Consider the following 14375-nt stretch of genomic DNA (forward strand, 5'->3'; position numbering starts at 1 on the left):
AACGCAATACATATGAAAAAAGTGGATTTGGCCAAGATCACCCTGGGCCTGCTGTTTCTCAGCCTGCTCATCATCTCGTGCTTCATGGTGCTGCGCCCCTTCCTGCCCGCCCTGGTCTGGGCCACCATGATCACCATAGCCACCTGGCCGCTGATGCAGATGGCCCAGCGCCTGCTGTGGGGCAAGCGCACCCTGGCCGCCCTGCTGATGAGCTGCATCCTGCTGCTGATGTTCGTCATCCCCCTGTTCATGGCGCTGGCCAACGTGGCGGAGAAGGCCCCCATGCTGATCGATCTCGGCACCGAGCTGAGCCACTCCCCGCCCCCCGAGCTGCTCTGGCTGCAACAGGTGCCTCTGGTGGGCGACAAGCTGTTCGAGTTCTGGCAGCAGATCCTCGCGAGCGGCGGTCAGGTGCTGTTCGCCAAGCTGGCCCCCTACTTCGGCCAGACAGCCCGCTGGCTGGCGGCCCAGGCGGGCAACCTCGGCCTGCTGTTCGTCCACTTCCTGCTGACGGTGGCCATCTGCGGCCTGCTCTACCACTCCGGGGAAAAAGCCGCCGACGGCATTCGCCGCTTCGCCCACCGCCTGGCGGGCCAGCGCGGCGACAACGCCGTGGTGCTCGCCTCCCAGGCCATCCGCGCCGTCGCCATGGGGGTGGTGGTGACCGCCCTGGTGCAATCCTCGGTGGCCGGGATAGGCCTGCTCATCGCCGGCATTCCCTACACCATGATCCTGGTGGTGCTGATGTTCCTGCTGATCGTCGCCCAGATAGGCCCCTTCCCCGTGCTGCTGGCCAGCGTGGGCTACCTCTACTGGAGCGGGGATACCACCTGGGGCACCTTCTTGCTGGTCTGGTCCCTGCTGGCGGGCACCATGGACAACTTCCTGCGCCCCTTCCTCATCAAGCGCGGCGCCGACCTGCCGCTGATCCTGATCCTGGTGGGCGTCATCGGCGGCCTGCTGGCGCTGGGGATCATAGGGCTCTTTATCGGCCCCGTGGTGCTGGCGGTGGGTTACACCCTGCTGGATGCCTGGATAAAAGAGGGGGAGCAAACGCCCGCCGTAGAGGCGCCCGTACCCCCCCCGGTGGAGTGACCCGCCCGCAAGAGAAGCAAGACGCCGCCCACTGGGCGGCGTCTTTTTTTGCACGGCTTGGGCCCGGTCGCGCCCACATAGAACCAAAGTTCGAATCGTCTCGCCAAAACACGAACCAGGGTTCGAATCCACCCCCTCCCTCCCTGGGATCCCCAGGCCCCTGCCGCCACAATGGCTGCTCCATTGAAGGAGGAGACAAGATGAACGAACTGAGAGCAACACGCGCCCTGATCAGCGGTGGCGCCAGTGGCATAGGGCTGGCCATCGCCGAGGCCCTGGCCAGCCAGGGGGTGGAGCTGGTGCTGGTCTCGCGCCGCCTGGAACTGCTGGAGCAGGAGGCGGCGCGGCTCAGCGCCCGCTACGGGGTGAGGGTACTGCCGCTTGCGCTGGATCTCTGCGACGGCGATCAGGTGCGCTCCCGCCACGCCGAGGCCCGGGAGCGGCTCGGTCCCATCGACCTGCTGGTCAACAACAGCGGGGTGGGCAGCGACCATCTGGTGCAGGACTTGCCGGAGTCGGAGTGGGACAGGGTCATGGACACCTGCGCCAAGGGGACCTTCCTGCTGACCCAGGCCTGCCTGCCGGACATGCTGGCGAGCCGCCATGGCACCGTCATCAACATCGCCTCCCAGGCCGCCAAGAACGGCTACGCTCGGGCCAGCGTCTACTGCGCCGCCAAGTTTGCCGTGCTGGGGTTCGCCAAGGCGCTGCGGGAAGAGGTGCAGCATCAGGGCATTCGGGTTCATACCCTCTGCCCCGGGCTGGTCCAGGTGCCGCCCCCCGCCTGCCCGGGTGATCGCAAGCCCGGCTGGTTGCAGGTGGAGGATCTGGCCGAGGCCGTGCTCTACACCCTGCGCCAGGGCACCCATGTCCAGCTCGACGAGATCGGCATGACGGGGATCTGAGGGGCTGTTGTACCAAGGGACATGACCCGGAGCGTCGAGTCGCACCGGGTCATGAGTCGGCAGAGGAGGCTCAGGCCGGTTGATGCAGGGTGATGCAGTGAATGCCACCGCCCCCTGCCGCCACCGGGTCTATGTTGACCTGCACTATCTTGCGGCCGGGGTAGAGCTTGGCCAGCAGATCGCGGCAGTAGCTGTCGGCCGCCTTGTCGCCAAACTCGGGGGCGATCACGGCGCCATTGATCGGCAGGTAGTTGATGTAACCGGCGGCAAAGTCCGGGCTGCGGCTGAATTTGTTGTCCCGCCCGCCCAGGGGCGGCGGCAGCTGATGCAGCTCCAGCTTGTTGCCGTCGGCGTCCGTCGCCTGCTGCAGTATGGCCAGGTGCTGGCGGGTCACCTTGTAGTCGTAGGAGTCGGGATCCTTGTCCATGTTGATTACCACCACCCCGGGACGCACGAAGCGGGCGTAGAAGTCCACGTGGGCATCCGTGATGTCGCGGCCCTTGATCCCCGGCAGCCAGATGATCTTGCGCAGCCCCAGGTTGGCCTTGAGCTCTGCCTCCACCTGCGCCTTGGTGAGGCCGGGGTTGCGGTTGCTGTTGATCCAGCAGCTCTCGGTCATGATGGCGGTGCCGTTGCCATCCACCTCGATGCCGCCCCCCTCGCCGATGATCTCGCTCTGCAGGTAATGGGCATCCGCCTGGCGGCTCACCAGAGAGGCGATGCTGGCGTCATGGCCGTGCTCCTGCTTGTCCCCCCAGCCGTTGAAGTTGAAGTCCACCAGCCCGAGCTCCCCCTGCTCATCCTGCACGAAGACGCCGCCGGTATCCCGCAGCCAGATGTCGTCCATCACGGCGTGGACGAAGTGGGTGTTGCGCTCGCCGCACAGCTGGCGCGCCAGATCCTCGTCATCCTGGTGGCAGAGCACGTTGACCCGGGTGTAGGGCGCCATGGCCTGCACCAGCCGGCCTATGGTGGCCTGCACCTCCTTGTAGTTGCGACCCCAGATCTCGCTGGTGGCACCGAAGGCTACCCAGACCAGGGCCTGGGGGGAGGACTCCTCCGGCATGTGGTAGCGGCCGGCGGCACCGATCTCGCTGGCGGCGAAGGCCGAGCCGGCGCCGGGCAGGCTGCCGAACCCGGCAATGGCGCCGAGGGCGACCAGTTGCTTCAATACGTGGCGTCGGGAAAACATCTTTCTACTCCTGGGGTTCAGAGGCTGCTCTTGAAGCGAGTCCAGGCTCGCATCCGGGCACGCATCTGGGGTTGTGCAATGTCTTTGCCCGGAATGAGCCGCTGGTAGCTGGCTTCGTCCAGGTAGATATCCGGGTTGGCCGTCATGGTGGCATCCACCATGGGTCTGGCCCTGGCACTGGCGGTCGGATAGCCGGTGCTGTTGGTGATGGCCGCCATGTTGGCCGGGCGCATCACGAAGTTGATGAAGGCGTAGGCATAGTCAGGATGGAGCGCATCCACCGGGATCGCCATGGTATCCATCCAGACGGTGCTCCCCTCCTTTGGCAATCTGTACTCGAAGTCGACCTCCTTGCCCGCCTCGGCGGCGGCGCGCCTGGCCTGGGTCATGTCGCCGCTGTAACCCAGGGACAGGCAGAGATCGCCGTTGACCAGCTGGGTCACCGGCTGGGACTGGAACTTGCGGATATGGGGCTTGAGCCCCTTGAGCAGCGCCAGCGCGGCATCCAGATCCTCGGCCTTGCCGCTGTGGGGATCCCGTCCCAGGTAGTGCAGCACCACAGCCAGCACCTCGTCGGGGGAGTCGATGATGGAGATGCCGCAGTCGGCAAATTTTGCCGCCAGCTCGGGCTTGAACAGCAGATCGAGACTGTTGACCGGGGCATCCGCCATCCGCTGCCGGATCATGGCTGCGTTGTAAGTGAGTCCTATGGTGCCCCAGGTGTAGGGCACCACAGCATCCCGTGAATGGGGATAGGCTTGCTGCAACTGCCGCAAGCCGGGCTCTATCTCCCCCAGGTGCTGCAACCTGCTCTGATCCAGCGGTTGCAGGCTGCCCGCCCGCATCAGCCGCTCCGCCACCGTATCGCCGGGGAAGATGAGGTCATAACCGCTGCGACCGGCCATCAGCTTGGCCTCCAGGGTCTCGCTGCTGTCCATGACGTCATAGATGACCCGGATCCCTGTCTCTCTGGTAAAGGCGCTGAGGGTATCGGGGGCGAAGTAGTCCGCCCAGTTGTAGAGCCGCAGCACCTTCTCCTCTCCTGTTGCCGCATCGGCCTCCCCGGCCTCGGCCGAGAGGCTCAGCAGCAGGGCCAGGCAGCCCATCCACCCGAGTGTCTTCCTGATCATGATGTGCTTACTCCCTGTGATTGGCCGCCGCCGTGCAATGCTCAACCCCGCAGCGGCCAGGCGGGCTGCTGCTGGGTGATGCAGTGGATACCGCCGCCGCCGTGGGCCAACCGGTTGATAGAGACCGGCACCACCTCCCTTTGCGGGAAGGCACCTTGCAGCACAGCCGCCGCCTCCCGGTCGCTCGCCACCCCGTAGGCGGGCATGATGACGGCGCCGTTGGCGAGGTAGAAGTTGGTGTAGGAGGCACAGAAGACCTCGGTCTCGGTGTCTATGGCCTCGCTCGCGTCGTAGAGATCCTGCAACTCGAAGGTGCGCCCTCTGGCATCCGTGGCCAGGGCCAGGGCCCGTCGGTTCTCCCGCACCACGAAGCCGTAGGTCGAGGTGGCATCCCGGGTGGCATCCACCAGCAGCTGGCCGGGGCGACTGAAGGCGCAGACCCCGTCCACATGGCCGTCCGTCATGTCGCCGGTGACATGGTCGGGATCCCCCGGCAGCCAGATGGTCTTCTCGATGCCGAGCAGGCGACTGAAGATCCGCTCGATCTCCCCCTTGCCGATCCCCGGGTTGCGGTTGCTGTTGAGCAGCACGGATTCGGTGGTGATCAGGGTGCCTTCGCCGTCCACATGGATGGCGCCCCCCTCGTTGGCCAGAAAGCTGCCGATACACTCCAGCTCCAGGCTGTTGAGGATGCGCCGCGCCAACCCCTCGTCCAGACCATGAACCGACTTGCCGCCCCAGGCGTTGAAGCGCCAGCTCACCCCGGCGCTGCCGAGTTCGGGGTGGCAGATAAAGGTGGGGCCGGAGTCGCGGCACCAGCTGTCATCCACCGCAATGGGGACCAGGGTGACCCGCTCGTCACAGAGGGCGCGCGCCTCGGTCAGCGCGGAAGGGTCGACCACCAGCCTGACCGGCTCGAACCGGACGATGGCGTTGACCACCCGGGCGAAGTCCTGCTGCACCTCGGCCAGGGTGACGCCCCAGCCGGATTCCCACAGCGCCTTGTTGTGGGGCCAGACCATCCAGGTCGCGGCGTGCTGGCACCATTCGGCGGGCATGAACCAGCCCTTTGCCACTATTCCCTGTTCCCGCATACTCCCTCTCTGATTAGGTACTATTAAGGTTGCTGACGATGGGAATAGACTATCTCCCCATAACACGGCGAACAAACGATCGATTTTCAGTGCAAGTGATAAGTAGAGCTAATCAATGATGTTCAAGCACTGGCCCCCGCTCAACGTGCTGCGGGGCTTCGAGGCGGCGGCTCGCCTCGGCAGTTTTCATCAGGCAGCGCAGGAGCTGCACCTCACCCAGTCCGCCATCAGCCAGCAGATCCGCTCCCTGGAGGAGCTGCTGGGCCAGCCGCTGTTCCACCGGCTGGGGCGTTCGGTCGCCCTGACCGATGCGGGGCAGGATCTGCTGGAGACCACCCAGAGCGTGCTGTTGCAGCTGGCGATGGGGATCCAGCGGTTGGAGCAGTACCGCAAACCGAACCAGCTGGTACTCAATACCAGCAGCGCCATCGCCCGCCACTGGCTGCTGCCGCGATTGGGGGAGTTTCACCGCCTGCATCCCGACATCGATCTTTGGCTGTTTACCAGCGACGAGGTGCCCGACATGGCGGAGCAGACCGTCGATCTTGCACTGCGCTGGGATCTCGGGCCGCAGGCCGAGTGTCGCCATCAGCACCTGCTGGCGGATCGCTTGCTGCCGGTGGCCACCGCAACCGTGCAGTCCCGGCCCGCGGAGGAGCGCACCACCCTGCATGGCGAGCGGGAGCTGGATTGGCATCACTGGACGTTGAGAGGGGGAGAGGATCTGCACCTGCAGACCCGGGGGCTCAACTTCTCCGATCCCGGCCTGCTGCTGGAGGCGGCCAGCGCCGGGCTCGGCGTGGCGCTGGTGAGCGAACGGCTCTCCCAGCCGGCCAGGGAGCAGGGGCAGTTGCTGCCGCTCTCCGCGCTCAGGGTCAAGGGGCCCCAGTGGAGCCTGCTGATCCACCAGGAGAGCGAGGGAATGCCGGAGTGCCGCGCCTTCTGCCACTGGCTCGGCCAGCAGTTTGCCGATGGTGAACCCGACCAGGAGGGGGGCGGGGTTACCACCCTCTGAGGCAGGTCACTGAATCGGGCCGGCAAGAGTGGTTAAATGGTAGGCCTCTCTCTTGCCGGATATTGCTGTGACCATGCCATCCGACCACCAGCACCTTCAGCCCTGGCCTGACTATCTGCAGGCATCCTGGTTGCGCTGCGCCCACCAGACCAGCGCCACCCTCTGGCATCCGCCCCACAGCGCCAAGGGGCAGACCTTGCAGAGCCTGCGTCAGCGCAAGCGGGAGTTGCTCACCACAGGCGAGATGGCCCTCGAAGATCTCTACGAATTCATGGAGGGGCGCCCCTGCGCCCTGCTGCTCACCGACGAGAGCGGCTGCCTGCTGGCCCGCACCGGCCATCGCGAGACGCTGGCAGAACTCGAAGCCCTGGGGTTTGGCCCCGGCGCCTTCTTCAGCGAGGGGCGCATCGGCACCAATGCCATCAATCTGGCGGCGCTGGAGGGGCTACCGCTCTGCGTCAGTGGCCCCCAGCACTTCAACCAGACCCTGCACCCCTGGCACAGCTGCGCCAGCCCGGTCTACAACAGCAACGGCCGTCAGGTCGCCATCATGGCCCTGGTCTGCCGGGTGGAGGAGGCAACGGTCGGCGATCTGGCGCTCACCGTCAGCGCCGGGCGCGAGCTGGCCCATCTGCTGCAGATGGAGACCCTGATGCAGGAGTCCCAGCACCATCTGAGCGAGCTTTACGCTTTGCTGGATGGCATGGATGACGGCGTGCTGGCCTGGGATCCCCAGGGTCGGCTGCGCTACCTCAACGCCCTGGCGGCACACCGGCTGCGGCTCGATCCGGCGCTCTGTCTCGGCCAACCGCTGGAGCAGCAGTTGCTGCTGCCCCAGCGGTTGCAGCTGGCCATCAAGGGGCAGACGCCGCTCAGTCATGTGGAGGTGACGCTAGAGCGGCTCGGCGCTCAGGAGGGGGAGTTTATCAATGCGCTGATAAGCCTCAAGCCGCTGCCCGGACCGGAGGGGATCAGCTTTATCGCCCTGCTGCACCCGGTCGATCGGCTGCGGGCCATTCACCAGCTGCGCCAGACGGTGCCCGAGCTGTCGGCGCTGGTGGGAGAGTCGAGCGCCATGCGCAAACTGCTGCGCTACGCCCGGCAGGCGGCCCAGAGTCAGGGGCCGATCCTGCTGCGCGGCGAGGAGGAGGTGGGCAAGGCCCAGCTGGCGGAGGCGATCCACTTTGGCAGCGAACGGGCCGCCGGGCCGCTCATCACCCTCAACTGTCAGGCACTGCCGAGCGAGCGGATGGCGCTGGAGCTGATGGGTTCCGACGAGGCGGGGCAGGAGCGGGCGGGCAAGTTCGAGCTGGCCCACGGTGGCACGTTAGTGCTGGAGCAGGTGGAGTGCCTCTCTGCCCCCATGCAGGCGGCGCTGCTGCAACTGCTCAAGACCGGCCGCATCCAGCGCTTCGATTCGGCCCGCATCCTGCCGCTCAAGGTGCGGATCATCGCCACCAGCAGCGCTCCGCTGGAGCAGCTGATACAGGAGGGGCTGTTTGGCCGCCAGCTGCTCTATGCCTTGCAGGCGTGCGAGCTGTGGCTGCCGGGATTGCGGGAGCGCGCGGCGGATCTGCCGGGCCTTATCAGCCAGCAGCTGGCGGCGCAGGGGCGCGAACCGGTGCGCCAGTTCAGTCCGGCGGCCCTCGACTGCCTGCTCGCCTACCCCTGGCCCGGCAATCTGGGGGAGCTGCGCAGCGCCGTCGAGCATGCCCTGCTTCATGCCGGTCAGGGGCAGATCCCGCCGGAGGCGCTGCCCGCCGCCATTCGGCACGGCTATCAGCGGGTGGCCGACGAGGTGGTGGGGCAACCGCTGCTCACCCTGGCGGAGCTGGAGCGCCAAGCCATCTTGCGCAGCGCCCACGCCTGCAAGGGGCAGGTGAGCCAGATGGCCCAGCATCTGGGTATCAGCCGCACCACCCTCTGGCGGCGGCTCAAACTGCTCGAGATCGATCCCGCCGACTATCACGGCTGACGGCGACCCGAGCTGTTACCAACCGGCCCGCAGAAAATGAAACGGCCCCGCAGTGGCGGGGCCGTGTTATATGGCTGTGTCAGTCGTGGCGCGGTTACAGCCCCAGCTGGTGGGCGGTGACGATGGCCGCCAGCACATCCTCGGCGGTGACCTTGAACGGCATGTTGTGGATGGTCTCCCCCTCCGCGGTAGAGGCTTTGGCCACCTCCATCAGGCGCGCCATATCCAGCTCCTTGACCCCCATCATATGCAGGTTGGTCGGCAGGCCCACCGAGCGGCAGAAGGCCAGCACGGTCTCGATCTCCGCCATCGGTGCATTCTCCAGCACCAGCTGCACCAAGGTACCGAACGCTACCTTCTCACCGTGGTAGAGGTGATGACACTCGGCGAGCTGGGTCAGGCCGTTGTGGATGGCGTGGGCGGCGGCCAGCCCGCTGCTCTCGAAGCCGATACCGCTCAGATAGGTGTTGGCCTCGATGATGTTCTCCACCGCCTTGGTGCAGAGCCCCTGTTCCACCGCCAGCTTGGCCTTGTAGCCATCGGCCAGCAGGGTCTTGTAGCAGAGCTCGGCGATGGCCTGCGCCGCCAGGGTGGAGGCACCACCGGCCATGGTCTGGCAACCGGAGACCTTGTTGGCGCGCGCCTCGAAGTAGGTGGAGAGCGCATCCCCCATGCCGGAGACCAAGAGCCGCACTGGGGCGCGGGAGACCACGCCGGTGTCCATGATGACCATGTCGGGGTTGGTCGGGATCATCAGGTATTCGCTGAACTGCCCCTCCGGGGTGTAGATGACCGCCAGCGCGCTGGTGGGGGCATCGGTGGAGGCGATGGTCGGCACTATGACCACCGGCACTTTCTGATAGAAGGCGACCGACTTGGCGGTATCCAGCGTCTTGCCGCCGCCGATGCCGATGATGACGTCAAAGGGCGTCTGGTTGCAGCGGGCCAGCAGGCGGTCGATCTCGGGGCGGGAGCACTCGCCATTGAAGCAGTCGAACTCCGGCTTGATCCCTGCGCCGTGGAAGCTGGTGGCCACGGTATCGCCTACCAGCTTGGTGACGAAGGCGTCGGCCAGGATCAGCGGCTTGCTGCCGAGCGCCTTGACGTAGTTGCCGATATTGGCGAGGGCCCCGTTGCCTTGCACGTATTTGCTGGGGCTGATGATGATGCGGTCCATATTCTATCCCTCTCTCTAGTTCATAAGACGTCTTTTGAAACTAACAGGGGCGAAGGGGCGGCAGTGCCGGGGACTCCTTCGTCTTTTACTTGCACGACAGTGGCGCGGCTGCTGGGCGATGAAGCCGCTGCCGCGCCTTGAAGCAGGCAGGTCAGTCGCCGAAACGCTCCGCTGCCAGCTGCAGGAAGCAGGCCAAGGCGGCGGTGGCATCCTCCCCGCGCGCCAGCAGGGTGAGCCGGTCGCCCTGGCGCACGTTGAGCATGGCGAGCCGGGTCAGGCTGCGGGGGTTGGCCTCTTTATCCCCCTTTTGCAGCTTGAGTTCGGCGGCAAAGGGCTTGAGGGCGGCCACCAGTCGGGCGGCGGGGCGCACGTGCAGGCCGTGGGGGTTATCCACCACCACCTCGCAGCGCAGCCAGCCGTCGTCGATAACGGGGGCGGTCTCAGTGGCGGTCGGCGCCGCACTGGCTGGCAGCATCGCCTGTTTCGAGCCCAGCGCACCGAGCGCCTCGGCGGCTACCTCATCCAGCGCCAGGCCGGAACCGGCCGCCACCACGGCGGCCAGGGTGCCCTCCACCAGCGGGGCGGGGCAGAGCCGCACCCTCGTGCTTAACTCGGGGGGCAGCAGTTCCAGGGCGGTCTCGGCGCTGAGCAGAGCGCTGCCCAGGTCCATCAGTACCAGCACGCCGCTGCCGTCGTCCGCTTCTTCAATCGCACTCATCACGGCGATGGCGTCGGTGCCGATGGGGTGGTCGGGGTCATCGACCCCGGCCGCCAGCAGCAATCTGGCCGGGCTGCCCAGCTGGTCGGCCAGCGCTTTCAAGCCGGCTGCCAGCTGGGCGCTGTGAGAGACAACTACGATTCCGATCATGTCACAACCTCGCTCTGTCACGCAGGGCGGTCAGCAGCAGCAGGGTCGAGGTGGCCCCGGCATCCTGATGGCCGATGCTGCGCTCGCCAAGGTAGCTGGCGCGCCCCTTGCGGGCCTGCATCTGGATGGTGGCCTCGGTACCGGCAGCGGCGGCCGCTACTGCCTTGTCCAGCGCTTCATTGAGCGGCAACTCTTGCTGCTGCGCCTGTTGCAGGGCGGCCAGGGCCGGCCACCAGGCGTCGCACATGGTCTTGTCGCCCGGCTCGGCACGGCCGCGGGAGACGATCCCCTCGACCCCGTCGCTCAGCATTTTGCACAGCTGGCTGAGGCTCAGGCTCTGGCAGGCGTCGCTGCTGGCCGCGGCCCGGATGAAGAAGGTGCCGTAGAGCGGGCCGCTGGCGCCGCCGACCGAGGAGAGCAGGGTCATGCCGGTGGTTTTGAGCACCTGGCCGATGTCCTTGTCCGCCACTGCGGGCAGCTTCTCGGCCACCTTGGAAAAGCCGCGCTGCATGTTGAGGCCGTGGTCGCCGTCGCCGATGTCGGTATCCAGCGCGGTGAGGTAGTCACGCTGCTCGGTGAAGATGTGTTCGCAGTCGAGCAGCCAGTTGACGATCTGATGCTTGCTTAACATGGGTTCTCCTTAGCAGCCGCGACGCAGGGCGGGGGTATGAACGGGAGCATCCCACAGGGTCATCAGTTCATCATCCACCTTGAGCAAGGTGATGGAGATGCCGGTCATGTCGAGGGAGGTGCAGTAGGGGCCGATCAGGTTGCGCACCAGATGGATGCCCGCCTCTTCGCACAGGGTGGCGAGGCGACCATAGACGCCATAGAGCTCGGAAATGGGGGTGCCGCCGAGGCTGTTGACCAGGGCGATGACCCGATCGCCCTTGTTGAGCGGTTCGATAAAGGTATGCTCTTCCTGCCAGCTGCCGGAGGCTCTGTCCCAGTGGCGCAAGGTGCGGCCATAGGGGGTGTTGTCAGCCAGCTCGCTGAACATGTCATCCACCAGGGTATTGAGGTCGGTGAAGGGGCGGCGTTCGATGCCGGGCTCGCCGTGGATGCCCACGCCGAACTCCATCTCGTTGTCGGCCAGGGTGAAGGAGGGCTTGCCGGCGGCAGGCACGGTGCAGGCGTGGGTGGCAACGCCTATGGTGCGGCTCTGGTTGTTGATGCGGCGGGCCAGCGCCTCGCAGCGCGCCAGATCGTAGCCCGCTTCGGCTGCGGCCCCCACCAGCTTCTCGCACAGCACGGTCGTGGCAACGCCACGGCGGCCGGCGGTGTAGAGGCTGTCTTTGACGGCCACGTCGTCATCGATCAGGGAGAAGCCGACCTTGACCCCGTCACCGTGCAGCAGCTCGACCGCGGTTTCGAAGTTAAGCACGTCGCCGGTGTAGTTCTTCACCAGAAACAGCACGCCCGCGCCGCCATCGACGGCCTGACCGCACTCGTACATCTGGTCCGGGGTCGGGGAGGTAAAGATCTCGCCGGGGCAGGCACCATCCAGCATTCCCTTGCCCACCAGACCGCCGTGCATCGGCTCGTGGCCGCTGCCACCGCCGGAGACCAGCGCCACCTTGCCCATCACGGGGGAGTCGGCCCGGGTGATGTAGTGGGGTTCGATACGTACCTTGAGCTCGGGGTGGGCGGCAGCCATCCCCATCAGTTGTTCACGGACCACGGCATCGACGGCATTGATCAGCTTCTTCATGGCTCACTCCTTGGCTTGCCACCACACGGGGTAGGCAGATGGTTGATGGAGCCAGTCTAACGGGATAAATCGGGAGGAAAATGACGGCAGGTTAGGTTCGGATTTGAAACAGGATTAGGTGCGTTGGTGTTTCAATCTGAAACTTGGCGGGGTAAACGGGAGAGAAACTGCTAGCGGCCTCACAGCCATGAAAAAGGGCCCCGCGGGGCCCTTCGCTATAACCGGAATATGCGGACGGGTTAGATGGCCCAGCCACCGGCATAGAAGATCACCAACGCCAGGGCGATGATGACGGTGCCGACGTTCAGCCTCTTCCACTCGGCGGCAAACAGACGACCGACAACCAGGGCCACGAAGCCCAGCATGATGCCGGTCACTATGTTGCAGGTGAGCACGATGAAGACGGCGCACAGCATGCCAGCCAGGGCATCGACCGAGTCGTTGAAGTCCAGCTTGGTGACGTTGCCCAGCATCAGCAGGCCGACGTACATCAGCGCAGGCGCGGTGGCGTAAGCCGGCACCAGGTAGCTCAGCGGGGAGAGGAAGATCATCAGCAGGAAGAGCACGCCGACCAGGGCGGCAGTCAGACCGGTCTTGCCACCGGCCGCGGTACCTGCGGCAGATTCGATGTAGACGGCAGCCGGGGCACCACCAACGGCACCCGCCACCATGCTGCTCACGGAGTCGGCAGTCAGGGCCTTGCCGCCGCTGATGATATGGCCACGTTCGTTGATGAGGCCCGCCTGACCGGCCACGGCACGTATGGTGCCGGTGGCGTCAAACACGGCTGTCATCACCAGCGCCAGCACGGTCGGAATGACCACCGGATTAAGGGCGCCCAGCAGATCCATGCTGCCAACCAGTGAACCTTTTTCACCGGTCAGGCTCGGCATGGCGAAGAAGCCCTGCCAGGTCACTTTCGGATCGAAGATGAGGCCGAGGATGGAGATGGCGATGATCACCATCAAGATGCCGCCCGGCACCTTGCGACGCTCCAGACCGAAGATGGCGGCCAGACCCAGCACCGTCATGATGACCGGGAAGGAGGTCACTTCACCCAGTTGAACCGGCAGACCGGCCCCTTCGTTCTTGATCACCATGCCGACGCCGTTGGTGGCGATCAGCAGCAGGAACAGACCTATACCTATGCCGGTGCCGTGGGCGATGCCGGAGGGGAGGTTGTCCAGGATCCACTGGCGCACGCCGGTGACGCTGATCAGGGTAAACAGCACACCCATCAGGAAGATGGCGCCCAGGGCGACCGGAATGCTCAGTCCCTGACCCAGTACCAGACTGAATGCGGTAAAGGCGGTGAGGGAGATGGCGCAACCTATGGCCATCGGCAGCTTGGCCCACAGACCCATCAGCAGGGAGCCGAAGGCGGCGATCAGGCAGGTTGCCACGAAGACGGGGCCCTGCTCAAAACCGGCGGCACCCAGCATGTTCGGTACCACTATGATGCTGTAGACCATCGCCAGGAAGGTGGTCAAACCGGCCAGCAGCTCCTGGCGGACAGTGCTGCCACGCTGGGTGATAGAGAAATAGGAGTCCAGAAACCCGCTATTGCCGGTGCGGGCCGTCATTTCTTGCGTTGCCATAACTCATCCTGAATGTGTGAAGGAAATCGTTTGCGTAATGGCGCGCAAAATAGCAAGAATTTGGCGAGATTGCAGCGGATCAGGCACCATTTTCCCGAACTTTTCCATTTAAAGCCTCATTAGAAGCCTCAACTTCCACATGGGAAGCGCCCCTTCAGCTTCTACACTCTTAGCTAGCCCCCATCAGCCGGAGACAAGCCCATGCACACAGGCAACCTGCTTGGCCAGATCCCCTCCCCCCTGCCCAACGAGGTGTTCACCGACCTTGTCAGCACCAATCACTTCCGCATCGAGCGCATCCTCTCCCAGGGGCAACAGACCCCCACAGGGGAGTGGTTCGATCAGGATGAACACGAGTGGGTAGCGCTGATACAGGGCGAAGCCATCCTGGTCTTCATCACACCGGATACCGGGGTCCAGGAGCGCGTCCACCTTGGGCCAGGGGATTACATCAACATCCCGGCACACCTTCAGCACAGGGTGGAGTGGACCCACCCTACCGAGACGACCGTCTGGCTCTGCATCTACTACTAGAGGAATCACCTCGCCGCAGTGACAAGGCACAACGAAAGAAGCCCAATCGACAGATTGGGCTTCCTGGACTCAGATGCTGAC

13 protein-coding genes are annotated in these 14375 nt (G+C 65.2%); 5 read left to right on the top strand and 8 right to left on the bottom strand.

Going from position 1 to position 14375, the window contains the following annotated elements:
* Positions 1-6 precede the first annotated feature (6 nt).
* Both ydiK and ACWPWQ_RS03755 read left to right on the top strand, forming a co-directional pair.
* Positions 7-1095 (top strand): AI-2E family transporter YdiK, encoded by a 1089-nt coding sequence (gene ydiK / locus ACWPWQ_RS03750; protein ID WP_265437071.1) that lies wholly within the window; start codon positions 7-9, stop codon positions 1093-1095.
* A gap of 200 nt (positions 1096-1295) precedes the next feature.
* The gene (locus ACWPWQ_RS03755; protein WP_454009034.1) at positions 1296-2000 is read left to right on the top strand and encodes an SDR family oxidoreductase; all 705 of its coding nucleotides are present in this window, start codon (positions 1296-1298) and stop codon (positions 1998-2000) included.
* 70 nt (positions 2001-2070) lie between these two features.
* Here the strand turns inward: ACWPWQ_RS03755 and ACWPWQ_RS03760 are convergent, their stop codons facing one another.
* The 3 genes from ACWPWQ_RS03760 to ACWPWQ_RS03770 are packed head-to-tail and all read right to left on the bottom strand — an operon-like array spanning position 2071 to position 5416.
* On the bottom strand, positions 2071-3192 hold the full coding sequence (locus ACWPWQ_RS03760; protein WP_454009035.1) for an agmatine deiminase family protein: 1122 nt from the start codon (positions 3190-3192) through the stop codon (positions 2071-2073).
* Between the two features lie 17 nt (positions 3193-3209).
* Positions 3210-4322: an extracellular solute-binding protein gene (locus tag ACWPWQ_RS03765; RefSeq protein ID WP_454009036.1), complete on the bottom strand. Its 1113-nt coding sequence runs from the start codon at positions 4320-4322 to the stop codon at positions 3210-3212.
* 41 nt (positions 4323-4363) lie between these two features.
* Positions 4364-5416, bottom strand: coding sequence for an agmatine deiminase family protein (locus tag ACWPWQ_RS03770; protein WP_454009037.1), 1053 nt, complete (start codon positions 5414-5416; stop codon positions 4364-4366).
* A 115-nt stretch (positions 5417-5531) separates the two neighbouring features.
* On the opposite strand from ACWPWQ_RS03770, the gene ACWPWQ_RS03775 reads away from it, so the two are divergent.
* Together ACWPWQ_RS03775 and dhaR are read left to right on the top strand one after the other, a co-directional pair.
* Positions 5532-6431 (top strand): LysR family transcriptional regulator, encoded by a 900-nt coding sequence (locus tag ACWPWQ_RS03775; protein WP_454009038.1) that lies wholly within the window; start codon positions 5532-5534, stop codon positions 6429-6431.
* A gap of 73 nt (positions 6432-6504) precedes the next feature.
* A complete protein-coding gene (dhaR, locus tag ACWPWQ_RS03780) occupies positions 6505-8406 on the top strand; it encodes a dihydroxyacetone kinase operon transcriptional regulator DhaR (RefSeq protein ID WP_454009051.1) in 1902 nt (633 codons plus the stop codon).
* A gap of 94 nt (positions 8407-8500) precedes the next feature.
* Here the strand turns inward: dhaR and ACWPWQ_RS03785 are convergent, their stop codons facing one another.
* The 5 genes from ACWPWQ_RS03785 to ACWPWQ_RS03805 all read right to left on the bottom strand — a co-directional run bounded on the left by ACWPWQ_RS03785 (position 8501) and on the right by ACWPWQ_RS03805 (position 13760).
* A complete protein-coding gene (locus tag ACWPWQ_RS03785; protein ID WP_454009039.1) occupies positions 8501-9583 on the bottom strand; it encodes a glycerol dehydrogenase in 1083 nt (360 codons plus the stop codon).
* A gap of 151 nt (positions 9584-9734) precedes the next feature.
* Positions 9735-10451, bottom strand: a complete 717-nt coding sequence (gene dhaM, locus ACWPWQ_RS03790; RefSeq protein WP_454009040.1) for a dihydroxyacetone kinase phosphoryl donor subunit DhaM — start codon at positions 10449-10451, stop codon at positions 9735-9737.
* 1 nt (position 10452) lies between these two features.
* Positions 10453-11082: a dihydroxyacetone kinase subunit DhaL gene (dhaL, locus tag ACWPWQ_RS03795; RefSeq protein WP_454009041.1), complete on the bottom strand. Its 630-nt coding sequence runs from the start codon at positions 11080-11082 to the stop codon at positions 10453-10455.
* A 9-nt stretch (positions 11083-11091) separates the two neighbouring features.
* Positions 11092-12162: a dihydroxyacetone kinase subunit DhaK gene (dhaK, locus tag ACWPWQ_RS03800; RefSeq protein ID WP_454009042.1), complete on the bottom strand. Its 1071-nt coding sequence runs from the start codon at positions 12160-12162 to the stop codon at positions 11092-11094.
* Between the two features lie 239 nt (positions 12163-12401).
* On the bottom strand, positions 12402-13760 hold the full coding sequence (locus tag ACWPWQ_RS03805; RefSeq protein WP_454009043.1) for an NCS2 family permease: 1359 nt from the start codon (positions 13758-13760) through the stop codon (positions 12402-12404).
* A 201-nt stretch (positions 13761-13961) separates the two neighbouring features.
* On the opposite strand from ACWPWQ_RS03805, the gene ACWPWQ_RS03810 reads away from it, so the two are divergent.
* Entirely contained in the window at positions 13962-14294 is a 333-nt protein-coding gene (locus ACWPWQ_RS03810) for a cupin domain-containing protein (protein WP_042001328.1), read from the top strand.
* Positions 14295-14375 lie beyond the last annotated feature (81 nt).

The organism is Aeromonas sp. Marseille-Q7275 (assembly GCF_965119515.1).

Excerpts from the sequence above, each read along its gene's own strand:
- ACWPWQ_RS03755 (WP_454009034.1), top strand. The coding sequence starts at position 1,296 with ATGAACGAACTGAGAGCAACACGCGCCCTGATCAGCGGTGGCGCCAGT.
- ACWPWQ_RS03760 (WP_454009035.1), bottom strand. The coding sequence starts at position 3,192 with ATGTTTTCCCGACGCCACGTATTGAAGCAACTGGTCGCCCTCGGCGCC.
- ACWPWQ_RS03765 (WP_454009036.1), bottom strand. The coding sequence starts at position 4,322 with ATGATCAGGAAGACACTCGGGTGGATGGGCTGCCTGGCCCTGCTGCTG.
- ACWPWQ_RS03770 (WP_454009037.1), bottom strand. The coding sequence starts at position 5,416 with ATGCGGGAACAGGGAATAGTGGCAAAGGGCTGGTTCATGCCCGCCGAA.
- ACWPWQ_RS03775 (WP_454009038.1), top strand. The coding sequence starts at position 5,532 with ATGATGTTCAAGCACTGGCCCCCGCTCAACGTGCTGCGGGGCTTCGAG.
- dhaR (WP_454009051.1), top strand. The coding sequence starts at position 6,505 with ATGCCATCCGACCACCAGCACCTTCAGCCCTGGCCTGACTATCTGCAG.
- ACWPWQ_RS03785 (WP_454009039.1), bottom strand. The coding sequence starts at position 9,583 with ATGGACCGCATCATCATCAGCCCCAGCAAATACGTGCAAGGCAACGGG.
- dhaM (WP_454009040.1), bottom strand. The coding sequence starts at position 10,451 with ATGATCGGAATCGTAGTTGTCTCTCACAGCGCCCAGCTGGCAGCCGGC.
- dhaL (WP_454009041.1), bottom strand. The coding sequence starts at position 11,082 with ATGTTAAGCAAGCATCAGATCGTCAACTGGCTGCTCGACTGCGAACAC.
- dhaK (WP_454009042.1), bottom strand. The coding sequence starts at position 12,162 with ATGAAGAAGCTGATCAATGCCGTCGATGCCGTGGTCCGTGAACAACTG.
- ACWPWQ_RS03805 (WP_454009043.1), bottom strand. The coding sequence starts at position 13,760 with ATGGCAACGCAAGAAATGACGGCCCGCACCGGCAATAGCGGGTTTCTG.
- ACWPWQ_RS03810 (WP_042001328.1), top strand. The coding sequence starts at position 13,962 with ATGCACACAGGCAACCTGCTTGGCCAGATCCCCTCCCCCCTGCCCAAC.